The following is a 16,061-nucleotide window of genomic DNA, read 5'->3' as shown; positions in this document are numbered from 1 at the left end:
CCGAACGGATGCCACGGATTTCCTTGATCACGTTGATCTTCTTGTCGCCGCCGTCGGTCAGGACAACGGTGAACTCGGTTTGCTCTTCGGCAGCTTCGGCCGGAGCGGCAGCAGCGCCACCGGCAACGGCAGCAACGGCGACCGGAGCAGCGGCGGAAACGCCCCACTTTTCTTCCAGCAGCTTCGACAGTTCAGCGGCTTCGAGAACCGACAGGGCGGACAGGTCTTCGACCAGCTTTTCCAACTTGGACATGTGTTTTCCTTAAAAGATAGAGAGTGTTGATGTGATAATGACTGAGTTAGGCATTCGCGCGGGCATGAGCGCCGATAACGCGGGCCACGGCGCCGGCCGGGGCTTGCAGAACGCCAGCGATCTTGGTCGCCGGGGCTTGCAGCAGGCCAACCAGCTTGCCACGCAGTTCGTCGAGCGACGGCAGCGTAGCGAGCGACTTGACGCCGGCTTCGTTCAGGACTTCCGTGTCCATGATGCCGCCAATGATCTTGAGCTTGTCATTTTCTTTGGCGTACTGGACGGAAATCTTGGCGGCGGTGACCGGATCGGCCGAATAGACCAGGGCGACCGGGCCTTTGAAGAGGGCATCGCCCTTTTCGCCGACCTTGCCGTCCAGGGCCTTTTGGGCCAGGCGGTTCTTGAACACCTTCACAACGGCGCCTTCCTTGCGGAGACGGTTGCGAAGTTCAGACATTTCCACAAAGGTCATACCCGTATACTGGGTAACAACCACGGTAGCGTTGTCGGCGAAGACGCTCTTCAGCTCTTCAATCGACTCGGCTTTCTGTGCGCGGTCCATTACTGGCCTCCATGGTGGTGACGTTTTCCGGGAAATCCCGAAAAACAAACAAAAGCCCTCGCGTCCCGAATGGAACGTGAAGGTTACTGTCCAGATGAGAAGCTGATCACCACAGAGGCGCGCGACCATTTAAGGAAGCACGGAATTCTGTTAGGCGGTTCGCGTCCCGTCTCAATTCGGCGTTTGAGGGCTCTCAAACATTATGGATCAGGCGGCCCCTGATCCCCGAAGGTCTCGGACAGAACGACACGGGAAACGAGGTTTCCCAAGCCGAGGCGCGCTCCTTACAGGCAAAGCACCGTAAAATCAAGGGGTGACGGTTATATTACTTGAGGCTGGCATAAATGCCCACTATGAACAAAATTATGCCAAACGCACCCTTTCCCCCAAATCGCCAGGTCGCACTCCTTGCCTTCGATGGCATGCCGCTGTTCGAGTTCAGCATTGCGGTCGAGATATTCGGACTGGAACGCCCGGAAATGGGACCGGACTGGTATCGTTTCACTGTGGCAAGCCTGGAGGGCCAGCCTGCACGCACAACGGCCGGCATACGGATCGATGTCAATGGCAATTTGCAAGCTCTTGACGCCGCAGACACCCTCATCATTCCCGGCTGGCCCGTCGATCGGCCTGTCCCCGCCTCCCTGATCGCTGCCGTGCAGACGGCCTGCAAACGCGGCGCGCGGGTTCTAAGCATCTGCTCCGGTGTTTTTGTGCTGGCCGCCAGCGGCCTTCTGGCGGACCGGCGCGCCACCACGCACTGGAAATACACGGACCAACTCAAGACCGCCTATCCACAGATCGAGGTGGTGCCGGACGTGCTTTATATCGATGAGGGTCAGGTCCTGACTTCGGCTGGCAGCGCCGCCGGCATCGACCTGTGCCTGCACCTGATCCGCCGGGATTTCGGCCCAAGAGCCGCCAATATGGTGGCGCGCCGTCTGGTCGTGCCGCCGCACCGCGACGGTGGCCAGGCGCAATATATCGAGCGCAGCGTGCCCATTGAATATGAAAGCAACCGCCTGGCGCCCCTGCTCGACCATATGCGCCGGAACCTGCATCAGGATCATCGCATACCCGACCTCGCCCGCCGCGCCGGCATGAGCGAACGCACCTTTCTACGGCGTTTCAATGAGGCTACCGGCCTGACACCGGCCCGGTGGCTGCTTAATGTCCGGCTGTGCGAGGCGCGCGATCACCTGGAAACCAGCGACATCTCGATCGAACAGATCGCCACCCATACCGGCTTCGGCACGCCCACAAATCTGCGCCATCATTTCCGCGAGCAGATGGGCACCACGCCCACGGCCTATCGCCAAACCTTTAACCGCTCCCCTCAGAACGCCTAGGCCGAAGCCTTTTCCTTCGCAGCCGTCGGCTGGGCCTCGGAGCTCAGGACACCCAAACGGCGCAGGTCTTCGACTCCGGCCTTGCTGACGATATCGAAAATGGTCTGCTGTTCCTCGCGGGTAAAGTAGTTTTGCCCTCTTCCGGAAACGCCCTTGTTGAAACGTACGGCCGGCTTGTTCATCAGGCTCAGCGCCAGAGCCTTGCTGATCTGCTCCTCGCTGTAGTGGTTCGCGGGGTCAACGTGCCGCGCCATGCGCGCCAGAACAGTCTGGGGCTCATCCTTCAGTTCATCGTAGTGCAGCCACAACGGCGGCCGCTTGCCCTGCACCTGACATTCCCGGTCATATCGCAGCCACTGAGCATAGAAGCGCGCATACCACAGCGGCACATTATGGACGACGCTATAGCGCCGTTCATCCGGCGTCATCTCGCGGTAAGGCTTGCCATTGCTGACAATGGAATCGTCGATGAAGACATCACTGTCTTCCATGCCCTCGGTCATATTGATGCCGCTGATCAGGGTATCGAGGATGTCACGCGTGGCGATGATCACAGGAATATCGAAGGCTTCGATGATTTCGGTGACGTGACGGCTGGGATACATGTGCAGGTGCATGACCGCCGCCGCCGGACGACTGTTCTGTACGATATGCTGGTTCAGGATGGTGGGGAAATAGAGATCGCGCGAATGGTCAAGATTGGCGTACGAACCACGAGACAGATAGCCCTGGTAGTTCTCGTTGAGCAGGTTGATCAGGGCGGTACGCATGAAGGTGCCGCCCACCTTGGGCGGATAGGCCAGGACGATCTGGCGGTTATGGCTCTTGGTGCCACGGATGATATCCTTCACCTGCTGCTGCATTTCGCCCGTGCCGCCAGGCACAGCCACCATCACCTTGTAAATCATCTCGTAGACGGACATCGCGCGCTCCCGCAACCGGCAATCAACGCACAACGATAGACTGATTCTAGCGGTTGCCATTTCGCGGCCGATACAATTCAGCTTTGCAATTGGAAGTTCCAAATAAGTAAGGGGAAGGCGCGCCTACACCTTCCCCCGTTTTTATCTGAGCTGCGGCAACCCGGAGAGGAAGTGTACTCAGACAAACTCTTTGCAAATGGCGCAATAATTACAGATAATAGTCGCTTTAAATTAAATGATCTATTTTACTGTTTATTGTTTCACATATGCTGTCCTTATCAAGGATAGTCCAATGCACCGCTCTGTCCAGTGAATAAAAGGTAATGATTTGGCGTCATTTTATTCACAGCCCTGTAAACGGGCATACCAAGCCATCCCCACTCATTTGCATTTCGCACGTTAATACACGAGCTTGATTTAAGCCTGCGACTTTGCCAAAGACGCCGGACAAGGAGTCTCCATGCTGAGTGATATTCACGCCTTCCTGGGCACGGCCACGCCACAGGCCTGGATCGAGGCCGCCGTACAGAACCAGGACATCCTGCTGCTGGACCATCGGAACTGCGAATACAAGGCCGCCAGCAATGCCATCAACCTGATGGCCAAGTATCAGGACAAGGACGCTCTCGTTATGGCCATGGCGCGTTTGGCGCGCGAGGAACTGGCGCATCACGAGCAGGTCATGAAGTTCATCAAACGTCGCGGCGTTGCCCTGCGTCCCCTCACCGCCTCACGCTATGCCGCCGGCCTGCGCAAGCTGGTGCGACGCCAGGAACCCGGCATGATAACCGACATCCTGGTGATCAGCGCCTTTATCGAAGCGCGATCCTGCGAACGCTTCGGTGCCGTCGCGCCGCATCTCGATGAGGAACTGGGGAAATTCTATTCAGGTCTGCTTAAAAGCGAGATGCGCCATTACCAGGGTTATCTCAAGCTGGCGCATCTCTATGGCGATGCCACGGATATAGCCCGGCGCATCGAGGCTATCCGGCCGGTGGAACAGGCGCTGGTGGCCGAGCCGGATAACGAGTTTCGCTTTCACTCCGGACCGCCGGCATAAAAAAAGCCGCTCCATTGCTGAAGCGGCTTCATTCTTTTCAGTCGTAAGACTTAGGAAGCGGAGGCCGTATCGACCTTCACGCCCGGGCCCATGGTCGAAGACAGAGCGATCTTCTTGACATAGAGACCCTTGGCGCCCGACGGACGGGCCTTGACCAGCGCGTCGACCAGAGCCTTGACGTTGACTTCCAGTTGTTCAACCGTGAACGACACCTTGCCAACGCCGACGTGGACGATACCAGCCTTTTCGACGCGGAACTCGACCGCACCACCCTTGGCGTCCTTGACGGCCTGGGCGACGTTCGGGGTAACGGTGCCGACCTTCGGGTTCGGCATCAGGCCGCGCGGACCAAGCACCTTACCGAGGCGACCGACCAGGGCCATCATGTCCGGAGATGCGATGACGCGGTCGAAGTCCATGAAGCCGCCCATGATCTTTTCGACCAGGTCTTCGGCGCCAACAACTTCAGCACCAGCGGCGAGAGCTTCTTCAGCCTTCTTGTCCTTGGCGAACACGGCGACGCGAACGTCCTTGCCGGTGCCGGAGGGCAGGTTAACAACGCCACGGACCTGCTGGTCGGCGTGACGCGGGTCAACGCCCAGGTTGACGGCGATTTCGACGGATTCGTCGAACTTGGCCTTGGCGTTCGCCTTGACGGTTTCCAGAGCTTCGGTCAGGCCGTAGAGCTTGTTGGCGTCGGCGTTCCACGCCTTAATACGCTTTGCGATCTTGGTCATGTCTTAGTCCACCACCTGCAGGCCCATGGAACGGGCGGAACCTTCGATGATCTTGGTCGCCTGATCGAGATCGTGGGCGCTCAGATCCTTCATCTTCTTTTCGGCGATATCGCGCAGTTGAGCGCGCGTGATCTTACCGGCGGAATCGCGGCCCGGCAGCTTCGAGCCGGACTTCAGGTTCAGCGCCTGCTTGATGAAGAAGGTCGCCGGCGGCGTCTTCGTCACGAAGGTGAACGACTTGTCCTGATAAACGGTGATGATGGTCGGAAGCGGCGTGCCCTTCTCGACGTTTTCGGTGCGGGCGTTGAATTCCTTACAGAAACCCATGATGTTGACGCCGCGTTGACCCAGTGCCGGGCCGATGGGGGGCGAAGGCGTGGCAGAGCCGGCCTTCACCTGGAGCTTGATATAGCCCAGGATTTTCTTAGCCATTGGATATCTCCATATAACGCTCCGGAGAACGTATTGTGAGCCGTGGTCTGGGTCTCCCCTCCCACGGATTTGACTTCACCCGAAGATGAAGAGCGGCGGCTATAACCGCTTTGCCCCGGCTTGGCAAGGGTTTGGGCATGGATTTACAGGTAAAAATGCCGCATTGACGCCATGCCGGCGATATCATCAATCTGTCCCACCCCCATATGGATGCAGGCGACCATGAACGAGCACAGGCATCACCACAAGACCGAAACCGGCAGTTGCTGCCATTCTCAGGCTGCCCAGTCGACGACGGCGCCTCAACCGAAGACCGGTGAAGCGGTCGTCTATACCTGCCCCATGCATCCGCAGGTTCGACAGCCCGGTCCCGGTTCCTGCCCGATCTGCGGCATGGCACTGGAACCGGAAACCGTTACTCTGGAAGACGACGGCAATCCGGAACTGGCCGACATGACCCGCCGTCTATGGATCGCGGCCGGCCTCTCAGTCCCCGTCGCCATACTGGCCATGGGTGCGCATTTCGGCCTATCGTCGTTCGTGCCGGAGCGGCTGTCCGTCCGGGTGCAGCTTCTCTTTGCCACGCCGGTGGCGCTGTGGTGCGGTTGGCCATTCCTGGTGCGCGGCTGGCAATCGTTGAAAAGCCGCCACCTCAACATGTTTACCTTGATCGCCCTCGGCGTGCTGGTGGCCTGGGGCTATTCGGTCTCGGCTGTTCTCTTTACCGGCCTCTATCCGCATATGGACCACATGGGGCCGGATGTCTATTTCGAGGCCGCCGCCATCATCACCACCCTTGTGCTGGTCGGGCAAGTGCTGGAACTGAAGGCCCGCGCCCAGACCGGCAGCGCTATCCGTGCCCTGCTGAAACTGGCGCCTGCCACGGCGCACCGCCTGAAGGCCGATGTGGAGGAGACCATTCCACTAGAGCAGGTGCAGGCAGGCGATATCTTGCGTGTCCGGCCCGGCGAAAAGATCCCGACCGATGGCGTGGTGGCCAAAGGCAGCAGCCATATCGATGAATCCATGCTGACCGGCGAGGCCATGCCGGTGGCCAAGGCGCCGGGCGATCCCGTCACCGGCGGCACGCTGAACCAGTCCGGCAGCTTCGATATGACCGCCACTCGCGTCGGCAACGATACCCTGCTGGCCCAGATCGTGGCGCGGGTCGGTCAGGCACAGCGCTCGCGCGCGCCGATCCAGCGCGTGGCCGATACGGTTTCGGGCTGGTTCGTACCGGCGGTGATCCTGTGCGCCACCCTCACCTTTATCGTCTGGCTGGTTTTCGGCACCTTCGGCCAGGCCCTGCTCAACGCCATCGCCGTGCTGATCATCGCCTGCCCGTGCGCGCTCGGCCTGGCCACGCCGATGTCGATCATGGCCGGTACCGGTCGCGCCGCCCGCGAAGGCATACTGGTGCGTGATGCCGCCGTGCTGGAAGCCTTCGAGCGCATAGACACGCTGGTCTTCGACAAGACCGGCACCCTGACCGAAGGCAAGCCGCGACTGATCGCCGTGGAAACGCTCGGCGCCACGCCCCCGGACCGACTGCTGGCCCTGGCCGCGGCAGTGGAGGCGCGCAGCGAACACCCGATAGCTGACGCCATCGTCAGGGGCTTAAAAGAAAAAGCCCTGCCAGCGCTGGAGGCCACGGACTTCGCCGCCCTGAATGGCAAAGGCGTCACCGGGCGCGTCGATGGCGTGGCCGTGGCGCTGGGTAATACCGCTCTGACCGGGAAATCGCCGGACCTGACGGCATTAGCGCAACCCTATCGCGACAAGGGTCAGACCGTGATCGGCGTGACGCTGGACGGCCTGCCCGCTGGCATTATCGTAGTGGCCGATCCAATCAAGGCCTCGACACCGGAAGCGCTCAAGGCCCTGCACACGGCGGGCCTGCGCCTCCTCATGCTGACCGGCGACAATGAGGCCACTGCCCGCGCCGCGGCCGCCCCCCTGGGACTCGATGATGTCCGCGCCGGCGTGCTGCCCGAACAGAAGGCCGATACGATCGAAGACCTGATCCGGCAGGGACGCAAGGTGGCCATGGCGGGCGATGGGGTCAACGATGCCCCGGCCCTGGCCGCCGCCACGGTGGGCATCGCCATGGGCAACGGGACAGATATCGCCATGGAAAGCGCCGGCATTACCCTGATGAAGGGTGACCTGAACGGCATCGTCAAGGCGCGTCGGCTGAGCCGCGTGGTCATGCGCAATATTCACCAGAACCTGTGGTTTGCCTTTGGCTATAACGCCATCGGCGTGCCGGTGGCCGCGGGCCTGCTCTACCCGGCCTTCGGTCTCCAGCTGTCGCCGGTCATCGCGTCGGCAGCCATGGCGCTCAGCTCGGTTTCGGTGATCGCCAATGCCCTGCGGGTGCGCTCGGCCCGGCTTTGAGACAAAAAAAGCGCCCCGGAAAGCCGGAGCGCTTTTTTTTTATATTGGTTGTTCGCGAACTTAAGCCGTTTTTTCAACCTGAGCATATTCCAGCTCAACCGGGGTGGCGCGACCGAAGATCGACACCGAGACGCGCAGACGGGCGTGTTCCTGATCGACCGACTCAACCACGCCGTCGAACGAGGCGAAGTGGCCTGAGGTGATCTTGACCTTCTCGCCGATATCGAAGGACAGGACCGGCATCGGACGCTCGACTGCGGCGGCCGAATTGCCGAGGATGCGATCAACTTCCTTTTGCGACACGGGGATCGGCTTGGAGCCGGAACCGAGGAAGCCGGTGACCTTCGGGGTATTCTTGACCAGGTGGTAGGCTTCGTCCGACAGTTCCATCTTCACCAGCACGTAGCCAGGGAAGAACTTGCGTTCCGAATTGAACTTGCGGCCGCGGCGAACCTCGACCACTTCCTCGGTCGGGACCAGAATTTCAGAGAACTTGTCTTCCAGCCCCTGAGACTTGGCCTGGTCGCGCAGCGCTTCGGCCACCTTCTTTTCGAAGTTGGAATAGGCGTGGACGATGTACCACTTGTGGTTCGGGTTGGAGAGAACCGGCGTTTCGGAATGTGCAGCGGTTGCCATATCAATTAATCCTTAGAGGCCGATCTTGGTAACATAATTGGTCAGGAAGCCCAGGGCGCCGTCAACCACAAAGAAGAAGATGCCGGCCAGAACGACCATCAGCAACACCATCACCGTGGTGATCCAGACTTCCTTGCGGGTGGTCCAGGTGATGCGTTTGGCCTCGACCTGAACTTCCTTGAAGAACTTCACCGGATTGAACGGCTTCTTCGGCGCCTTTTCAACGGCGGCAGCCCCGGCGGGCGCCTTTACGGGTTCGATCTTACCAATGGCCACCTTGCGGCCGGGCTCAACCGTTCTCGTCTTCGTATCAGGTTTCTTCACCGTCTAAAGCCTATTCAATGCCAGCACCGCAGACGCGGCTTCCAAACAACAGAAATGAGGCTCGAAACCCAGGTTTCAAGCCTTTGAAAAGAGAAAATGGCAGGGGCGGAGGGACTCGAACCCACGACATCCGGTTTTGGAGACCGACGCTCTACCAGCTGAACTACACCCCTGCAGTTCTCAAGGACCTGTGCGGATCAGAATCCGTACATGCCCATGGGAGGCGTGCGGTTTATCAGCGGATGACGGAACGTGCAACAGGCAATCTTTGAAATTCTTGTGGTTTCCAACAGACTTTTACCGGGCGGAACCATGAACGGACGCGAATATTGGTGTTTATTCGTGTCCATTCATGATTTCGGTCCTACTTGTGCAGGAGACTTACAGCCAGCCATATCAGCCCGCCGACCAGGGGCACACCGCCCCACAGCGCCGCGCGCGTAGCCAGTCCCGACAGCCAGGTCGCTACCGGTTTTGGCGGCACGCAGATGCTCATGCGGTCATAGGTGCCGATCTCGGTATAGGCGCGATCGAGTGCCATCTTCTCCTCGGCCGACAGCCACGGACGCAATACGGTATAATCACGCACCGCCTCATAGCCCGCCGCCGTCTGGCGCGGCGTAAAGCTGAGGCGCAGGCCGCCGAAATCCCAGATCTTCGCTTTGTCGGGCCAGGTCAGCGGCAAGGCCGTCTTTATCAAAGTGGTGATCCGCCCTTCGCGCACATCGCCGATATCGACCGGGAAGCGGCGACGCCCCTCGGGCTCGTCCAGCACATAGTCGAAACCCGATTCCGGACTGAAGAACACCCTGGCCCCACCATTGTTGTGCCATGGGTTATCGGTGGTCACCAGGGTATTGATGGTGATCTCGTTGAGCCGGCGGTCATCAACCATCTGCGGAATGGCGCACATGTTCATGCCGTAGATGTAGCTGAACAGGGCACAGCGATCCTCGACGTAGGATGTCAGGCTCTGGTGGCGTAGTTCCCGCCGAATGCCATCGGCGCGCGCGCCACGATAGATGTAGTCAATCTCGATAAGGGTCTCCTGCCCTTTCTTCTCAGGCAGATGAATAACCTCGCGCACCTCGTAATCCAGGCCGGGAGCCTTTTCCATCATGCGGACCAAATCACCGCCGGGCTTGAGGATCAGGGCATAGCCGAGATCGTTCTGCGCCATGTGGTCGAGGTCGCCGCCCTGCGCCACGTCGGACGTGCCCTCGAACCAGTACATCCGCCCCTCGTGCACACACATGGAGATGCAGTGATTGAACGAACCCAGGCGCGGCTGAGTATTGATCAGGTCAAAGCCGCGCCGCGTATCGACCAGGGCCGGCCAGCTTTCCACGCCCATCCGCGTCAGCATGGCCGCGATCATCTTGGAGACGTCCTTGCAGTCGCCGATGCGGTCCGCGAAGATTTCCTTCAGGCTGCGTGGAACAAAGCCGCCCTCCCCGAACGAAAAAGCGAAATAGCGAATGCTTTCCTGCACCCAGCGCACGGCGGCGACGATGCGGTCCTTCGTATCTGTGTGATCGGTTTCGATTTGCCGGATGACCTCCAGCAGCCCTTCCGGATACTCGGCATCGCCCTCGAATCCGGCGCGCATCACATCACCAACCCGCCCCCAGTTATCGATACTGGAGGCATAGGCGCCCCTCACCGGCATGACCCAGCCTGGCGTATCCTGTTCGTAGTCGCATTCGGCGATATGATCGGCCTCGAACAGGATTTCGCTGTAGCCATCCGCCAGTTTCGACACGGTAGGTTCGGTCCAGCCGAGCGGAAAGGGCTTCATGTAGATCTGGCGTTCCGGCGGCACCAGCAGCCGGGCGTGGCGCTTGTCCCAGTAGACGACATTCTGCATCATCACCGGCAGGGAAAACTCACCCTGGAAACAGGCCGGATCACCGGCCAGGGTCATGGCGGTATCTATGATATCGCCGACCCGTACGTCCGGCAGGGTGATAGCCAGGGTCCAGCGGCCATCCAGCACCAGGCGCTCGAAGCTGCGCTCGCGGCGCATGACGATATAGCGCGACTGGACATCGACCTCGATCACCTCATCGCCGCGCAGGATGCGGATGTGGTGGATGGTCAGATCGTCATAATAGGGATTGAACGGCAGGGTGACATTGGCCAGATAATTCATGGCCGATAGGTTCACTACCTCCTCAATCGTCCGGTTATAGCGCTGGGGGCGCAGGTCCAGCCGCGACTGGTCGTCGACCAGCCAGGTATAGAAACCAAACGGTGCCTTGGATTGATCGAGCGTGGCCGGGCGTTTGAAGGCCTGCACCTTTACCCAGTCGGGTTCCGGCGCAAAATGGATATGCCGCCTGACCTCTTCCTCGTACACGTTCCCACCCCAAAACGCTGATAAAATTCAGGCCCGGACAGCGTCTAAGCCGACCGGACCCTAATCGTTAACATACGGGTTAACCCTGTAAAGGCCTAAACCGCGGAAGTTGAAGAGACTTGCAATCTACCACTGACCGATGATGACATTGCCAGACCCCAGGACGGACTTCTGGATATCGCCGGTCACCGACTTCACCCGCACATCGCCGGAACCGACGATATTCACCTCCAGGGACTTGGCCTCACCGCCGAAACGGACGTCACCCGAGCCGGCGATATTGACCTCCATGCTCGACGCCGTGCCGCTATCCAGCTTCACATTGCCGGAGCCGCCGATATTGACCTCGACCGGGCCATTGACCTGCGCCACCATTATATCGCCATTGCCACCGATATTGGCTTCGATGGCATTGACCGAGGTGGCGGTGAAATTACCGGAACCCCCGATATTGATCGCCGCATCGGCGCTGCGTGTCAGGGAAACGTCACCCGAGCCGCCGATGTTGACCTCGGCCTTGCCCGAAACATCACCGAGCTGCCAGTTACCGCAGCCGCCCTCGCTGAATTCCAGCGACTGGCTGGCGCCCAGCTTGCCGTAGGTGGCACCACCAGCTGAAACCTTGGCATCCATCGGCACCTTGATATAGACGGTCGGCAGGTCGGCGCTGGCTACAGAGCCCATGCCGCCGATCTCGACGCCACCGGCCTTGCAGTTCAGGTGACGACCGCGCAGCTTGCCATCGGCCACCAGAGTGTTGCCCCGGGTCGAGACCATGACAACCGGCACCTTGGCATTGCCATAGGCCACTTTCAGTTCGACATCGGAACGATTTTCCGGCGTGACCACCACGCGGGCAGCGATATTCTTCAGTTCAACCTCGGTATGGGCCGAGGCGGCGCCGGCCGCCATCAGGGCGACAAGCGAGGCGGCAGAAATCAGGGCGAAGGTTTTCATGATCGGATGTCCTGTAATAGGGTGTTGAACACATTCTGGACACAGGTAACGCAGGATACAATTTAATTAGTTGTCATGAAGCGTTTGTAATAAAAGGAAAAAGGGCCGGAGATCTCCCCCGGCCCTTCAACATTACCCATTCGGCTTGAGCTTGCGATTGAAGAAATCGAGCTGCAGGCGGAACTTCTGCAGGTTGCGCTCATTGCCTTTCAGGCCATGGCGCTCGCCCGGATAAAGCATCAGTTCGAACGGTACGCCCTTCTTTTGCAGGGCCGCCATGACGCGTGTCGAGTTGGTCAGTTGCACATTGTCATCCGCCATGCCCTGCATCAGCAGCAGCGAACCCGGCTTGAGGTTATCGATGCGGTTCAGCACATCGCCGCCGGCATAGCCTTCCGGATTGTCCTGCGGCGTGGACATGTAGCGCTCGGTATAGGCGGTATCGTAGAGCTGCCATTGCGACGGCGGTGCGCCGGCATTGCCGGCGGCGAACGGCGTATCCTTGGCCGTCATCGCCATCAGGGTAACGAATCCGCCCTGCGACCAGCCCATGATGCCGATATGATCGCCATCGACATAGGGCAAGGTCTTCAGCCAATTGGCGCCCATGATCTGATCGTCGATATCCGGTCCGCCGAAGTGTTTATAGATCGAGCGGCCGAACTTGACCGAGCGGCCGGGCGTGCCGCGGTTATCCAGCGAGAAGACGACATAGCCGGCTTCCTGCCACAGGCGCGTAGCCGGCGCCACCCAGGTCTTTTTCACCGTCTTGGCGGCCGGACCGCCATAGATGGAGACGATCACCGGATACTTTTTGGCCGGATCGAAGTCCTTCGGCTTGAGGATCGAATATTCCAGCTTCTCGCCATCGGCCGCGGTCAGTTCGCCGAATTCCGGCTGGCTGTATTCGTCCTTGTAGGGCGCGTATGGATGATTGGCGTCGAGCTTGTTTTCCTCGATCCAGCGCAAGCGCTTGCCGGTGCCGTCATAGAGCGCGGTCTGCGGCGGGGTTTGCGGATCGGAATAACCGCCGATAAAGGCTGCGCCGCCGCCGGAGACATTGGCCGTCCACCAGCCGCCTGCCTTGGTCAGGGCCACCGGCTCGCCCGGCTTCCTGAAGCTGACCTTGTAGAGGCCGTGCTCGATCGGCGTATCCTTCGAGGCGGTGAAGTACAGCTCACCGGTTTTTTCGTTGAGGTCTTCCAACTTGTCGACCGGCCAGTCGCCGTGGGTCACCTGACGGATCAGCTTTCCGTCAGCGCCATAGTAATAGAAATGCTTGTTGCCGTCGCGCTCGGACGACCAGATGAAGCTGCCATCGGCTAGCAGGCGGAAGTCGTCATGTAGCTCGACCCAGGTGTCCGAGGTGTCGGACAGGATCACTTTCGAACCGCCAGTGGCCGGATCGACCTGAAGCAGGTCAAGGGTTTTCTGGTCACGGCTGAGGCGCTGGACGTAGAAGCTCTTGCCATCCTTGGCCCAGTTGACGCGGGCCAGATAGATATCCGGATTGCTGCCGAGATCGACCTTCACATCGCCGCCGCTGATCGTCTTGACGTACAGCTCGACCACGGCATTGGGCTTGCCGGCGAACGGATAGCGCTGGTCGACGATCTTGACGCCATCGCCGCCGATTTCGACACGCTGGGCGATATCGACGCCGCTCTCGTCGGTCTTCTGGTAGACGACCTGGGTTGATTTCGGGCTCCACCAGTAGCCGGTGTGACGATCCAGTTCTTCCTCGGCGATGAATTCCGCCGTGGCGTATGTGGTCGTCCCCTCGCCCTTCGGCGTCAGTGCCGTTTCGGTGCCGGACTTCAGGTCCTTAAGATAGAGCGTCTGATCACGGACATAGGAAATGCCCTTGCCGTCCGGTGACAGCTTGGCATCGACCTCGTCGCCGGGCGTTTCGGTCAGGCGTGTGACCTTTTTCGTGGCACGATCGACCATGTAGACATCGCCATCGAGCGGCAGCAGGATCGACTGGCTGTTTTCAGACCATTCGTAGGCCACGACACCGCGCGACGACACGCGCATGCGTTCCCGGCGCGACTTTTCGGCTTCAGAGAGTTCCTTGGAGGCGGATGACAGGCTGTCGGCATCGACCAGCAGATAGGGCTCGCCGCCCTTGACCGGCACGGCCCACAGATCCTGGATGGTGTGGTCGTTTTCCTTCGGCTTGAGGAAGGTCAGGAGCGTACCGTCCGGCGACAGCTTTACGCCCACGGCGCTCGGTCCGGTGAGCGACGGGTCGGAAAAGACGCGCTCCGGCGTGAGGGCGATTTGCTGGGCGACAGCGGCGGACGTATCGGCCATGGCGGCTCCCGTCATCATCGTGGTGGTCATCAGGAACGATGCCGAAAACAGTATTGGAAAGATCAACGGAAGACGGGTGGATTTCATCAAGACAGACTCCCCATAAATGGAAGCGCCGACTCTATCCCCGCGCCCGGCCGTGCGTCAAGCCTGTTGCGGTTGCAACTATGGCCACAGACCGTGATGCTTATCCATTTTTTGTGGAACGGAGCTCGTCCTCCAGCCCCGCATCTATCAGCAGTTCGCGTGCCTTGGCGAAATGGTCCTCGCTGACCAGGATGCGTTTGGGGAACATTCCAATGGAGCCTTCCGCCGCGCTGACCGCCTGGTCGGCAACGAAATAATTGATGTCGAGTTCCTTGAGGAGAGATTCGACAAAGGAAATCAGGGCCGGATTATTGGCACGTATCAGCTCTTTCATTCACTCGGTCTCGTCAGGATAAACACGGCGCACAGGGCGCAGACGCCGGCGGGGGCAAAGCGCCACCAGCCCTGTAACAGAAAGGCCGAGATGACGGAACTGATGGCCATGGCGGTGACGGCAGCGATCTTGGCGCTTTTGGCGATGGCGCCGCGCTCACGGAAGCGCCGGATCGGCGGGCCGATCTTGGGATGGTTCATGATCTTCGCTTCCCATGCCGGATTGGAGCGGGCGAAAAAGACAGCGGCGATGATGAAGAAGACCGTGCTCGGCATGACCGGCAGGAAGGCACCAATGATGCCCAGCCCGACAAAAAACAATCCCGCCAGCATGAAAACTATTCTCATATGCAGAGCATAGGCCACATGCTAGCGCGGGCAAGCATTATTTTACGTAGGGCAGATGCAAGTTTTCATGGCGACAAACAGCTTCGTAATAGGCTTGAATTTTGTTGAATCCATCTGAAATTTTTTTCAGCTTTTCCAAACCTGTAATGTCGTCAGACTCGATGAGATCGGATGCCTCTGCAAGCCATTTAACCAGACCGTTGAGGCGGTTTCCATCAAAGACAATGCTGGCAAATCTATCATCAGGCAGCCGGATGATCGTATCCCCTCCAGGGGAAGTTAACACATCCGCCTTTTTGAAATTTACCCTGTCAGCTTCCATTCCGTCCGATAGTGAAAGGTCCAAATCTCTCTGGCCAAGGTAAGTCATATCACCAGTCTTATAGCTTTGAGATGCGTACAGGTAGGCACCCGCCATCTTGAGCGCCAGCATCAGGGCTTGAATGCTGTCCACGCCAACACTTCGGCGAACCTTGTCATACCCGATGCCTTTAATCTGGAAATAGCACATGTAGTGCTCGCAAATCTCCTCATCAGGAACATCTGGGAAATGGAACGGCTTCCAAACATAGAGCCAGACTTCATCGCCATTTTTAAGCTCGTACTGACGCGTCAGCATGGCATCCTTGATATCCAATTCTGGCATCGCCTGATCCGTCGCAATTGATAGTTTCGATTATATGGATGCCTTCACCAGAAGAAAGCAAGAAGCCCCACCGCCACGCACCATATGACGCGCACGCCTTCCCTGAATTTGAAGACAAATTCACAGAGGCATAGACAAACAAAAACCCCGCCGACTTGTACCGGCGGGGTTTAAGTTATTCAGTCGCTGCCTTTGCAGGCAAACCCATATCTAACTCTGATAAGTTATGGGTCCAGGGACGAGTCCCTGGTTACTCAACGATCTTGGAGACGACGCCGGCGCCGACGGTGCGGCCGCCTTCACGGATAGCGAAGCGCAGCTTCTCTTCCATGGCGATCGGGGTGA

17 protein-coding genes and 1 tRNA gene are annotated in these 16,061 nt (G+C 59.2%); 3 read left to right on the top strand and 15 right to left on the bottom strand.

The genetic code is table 11. From position 1 onward, the window contains the following. Both rplL and rplJ read right to left on the bottom strand, forming a co-directional pair. A partial coding sequence (gene rplL, locus QM647_RS19170) for a 50S ribosomal protein L7/L12 (RefSeq protein ID WP_414997166.1) occupies positions 1 to 253 on the bottom strand: 253 nt, incomplete at its 3' end. 46 nt (positions 254 to 299) lie between these two features. Next, entirely contained in the window at positions 300 to 812 is a 513-nt protein-coding gene (gene rplJ, locus QM647_RS19165; RefSeq protein ID WP_414997165.1) for a 50S ribosomal protein L10, read from the bottom strand. 365 nt (positions 813 to 1,177) lie between these two features. Between rplJ and ftrA the strand changes: the two genes are divergently transcribed. After that, positions 1,178 to 2,161 carry a transcriptional regulator FtrA gene (gene ftrA, locus QM647_RS19160; protein ID WP_414997164.1) on the top strand — a complete coding sequence of 328 codons (984 nt, stop codon included), beginning with the start codon at positions 1,178 to 1,180 and terminating at the stop codon, positions 2,159 to 2,161. On the opposite strand, the gene QM647_RS19155 is transcribed toward ftrA, so the two are convergent. Then, on the bottom strand, positions 2,158 to 3,084 hold the full coding sequence (locus QM647_RS19155; RefSeq protein ID WP_414997163.1) for a hypothetical protein: 927 nt from the start codon (positions 3,082 to 3,084) through the stop codon (positions 2,158 to 2,160). The genes ftrA and QM647_RS19155 overlap by 4 nt on opposite strands. Before the next feature lie 460 nt (positions 3,085 to 3,544). Between QM647_RS19155 and QM647_RS19150 the strand changes: the two genes are divergently transcribed. Next, entirely contained in the window at positions 3,545 to 4,144 is a 600-nt protein-coding gene (locus QM647_RS19150; protein WP_414997162.1) for a tRNA-(ms[2]io[6]A)-hydroxylase, read from the top strand. 50 nt (positions 4,145 to 4,194) lie between these two features. Here QM647_RS19150 and rplA read toward each other — a convergent pair whose 3' ends face one another. Further along, positions 4,195 to 4,881 (bottom strand): 50S ribosomal protein L1, encoded by a 687-nt coding sequence (gene rplA, locus QM647_RS19145; protein WP_414997161.1) that lies wholly within the window; start codon positions 4,879 to 4,881, stop codon positions 4,195 to 4,197. 3 nt (positions 4,882 to 4,884) lie between these two features. Next, positions 4,885 to 5,313, bottom strand: a complete 429-nt coding sequence (rplK, locus tag QM647_RS19140) for a 50S ribosomal protein L11 (RefSeq protein ID WP_090642689.1) — start codon at positions 5,311 to 5,313, stop codon at positions 4,885 to 4,887. A 222-nt stretch (positions 5,314 to 5,535) separates the two neighbouring features. On the opposite strand from rplK, the gene QM647_RS19135 reads away from it, so the two are divergent. After that, complete coding sequence (locus QM647_RS19135; protein ID WP_414997160.1) at positions 5,536 to 7,710, top strand: copper-transporting P-type ATPase; 2,175 nt, start codon at positions 5,536 to 5,538, stop codon at positions 7,708 to 7,710. 60 nt (positions 7,711 to 7,770) lie between these two features. Here QM647_RS19135 and nusG read toward each other — a convergent pair whose 3' ends face one another. The 10 genes from nusG to QM647_RS19085 all read right to left on the bottom strand — a co-directional run. Continuing rightward, a complete protein-coding gene (nusG, locus tag QM647_RS19130; protein WP_414997159.1) occupies positions 7,771 to 8,346 on the bottom strand; it encodes a transcription termination/antitermination protein NusG in 576 nt (191 codons plus the stop codon). Between the two features lie 12 nt (positions 8,347 to 8,358). Further along, the gene (gene secE / locus QM647_RS19125) at positions 8,359 to 8,670 is read right to left on the bottom strand and encodes a preprotein translocase subunit SecE (protein WP_414997158.1); all 312 of its coding nucleotides are present in this window, start codon (positions 8,668 to 8,670) and stop codon (positions 8,359 to 8,361) included. A 97-nt stretch (positions 8,671 to 8,767) separates the two neighbouring features. Next, positions 8,768 to 8,843 (bottom strand) — tRNA-Trp (locus QM647_RS19120). Between the two features lie 191 nt (positions 8,844 to 9,034). Then, entirely contained in the window at positions 9,035 to 11,029 is a 1,995-nt protein-coding gene (locus tag QM647_RS19115; RefSeq protein ID WP_414997157.1) for a DUF3857 domain-containing protein, read from the bottom strand. Positions 11,030 to 11,155: 126 nt separating this feature from the next. Continuing rightward, complete coding sequence (locus QM647_RS19110; RefSeq protein WP_414997156.1) at positions 11,156 to 11,986, bottom strand: GIN domain-containing protein; 831 nt, start codon at positions 11,984 to 11,986, stop codon at positions 11,156 to 11,158. 132 nt (positions 11,987 to 12,118) lie between these two features. After that, on the bottom strand, positions 12,119 to 14,302 hold the full coding sequence (locus tag QM647_RS19105) for a DPP IV N-terminal domain-containing protein (RefSeq protein ID WP_414997155.1): 2,184 nt from the start codon (positions 14,300 to 14,302) through the stop codon (positions 12,119 to 12,121). 187 nt (positions 14,303 to 14,489) lie between these two features. Next, positions 14,490 to 14,723 carry a DUF2007 domain-containing protein gene (locus QM647_RS19100; protein WP_414997154.1) on the bottom strand — a complete coding sequence of 78 codons (234 nt, stop codon included), beginning with the start codon at positions 14,721 to 14,723 and terminating at the stop codon, positions 14,490 to 14,492. Further along, positions 14,720 to 15,070, bottom strand: a complete 351-nt coding sequence (locus tag QM647_RS19095) for a YbaN family protein (RefSeq protein WP_414997153.1) — start codon at positions 15,068 to 15,070, stop codon at positions 14,720 to 14,722. Before QM647_RS19095 ends, QM647_RS19100 begins: the two co-directional genes overlap by 4 nt. Positions 15,071 to 15,107: 37 nt before the next feature. Then, positions 15,108 to 15,716, bottom strand: a complete 609-nt coding sequence (locus QM647_RS19090) for a DUF6968 family protein (protein ID WP_414997152.1) — start codon at positions 15,714 to 15,716, stop codon at positions 15,108 to 15,110. 250 nt (positions 15,717 to 15,966) lie between these two features. After that, positions 15,967 to 16,061 (bottom strand): hypothetical protein (locus QM647_RS19085; protein ID WP_376855822.1); only part of this gene is annotated, 95 nt, incomplete at its 5' end.

Source organism: Asticcacaulis sp. (assembly GCF_047605585.1).
Taxonomy (GTDB): domain Bacteria; phylum Pseudomonadota; class Alphaproteobacteria; order Caulobacterales; family Caulobacteraceae; genus Asticcacaulis.
This window is presented reverse-complemented; position numbering and strand designations above follow the sequence as displayed.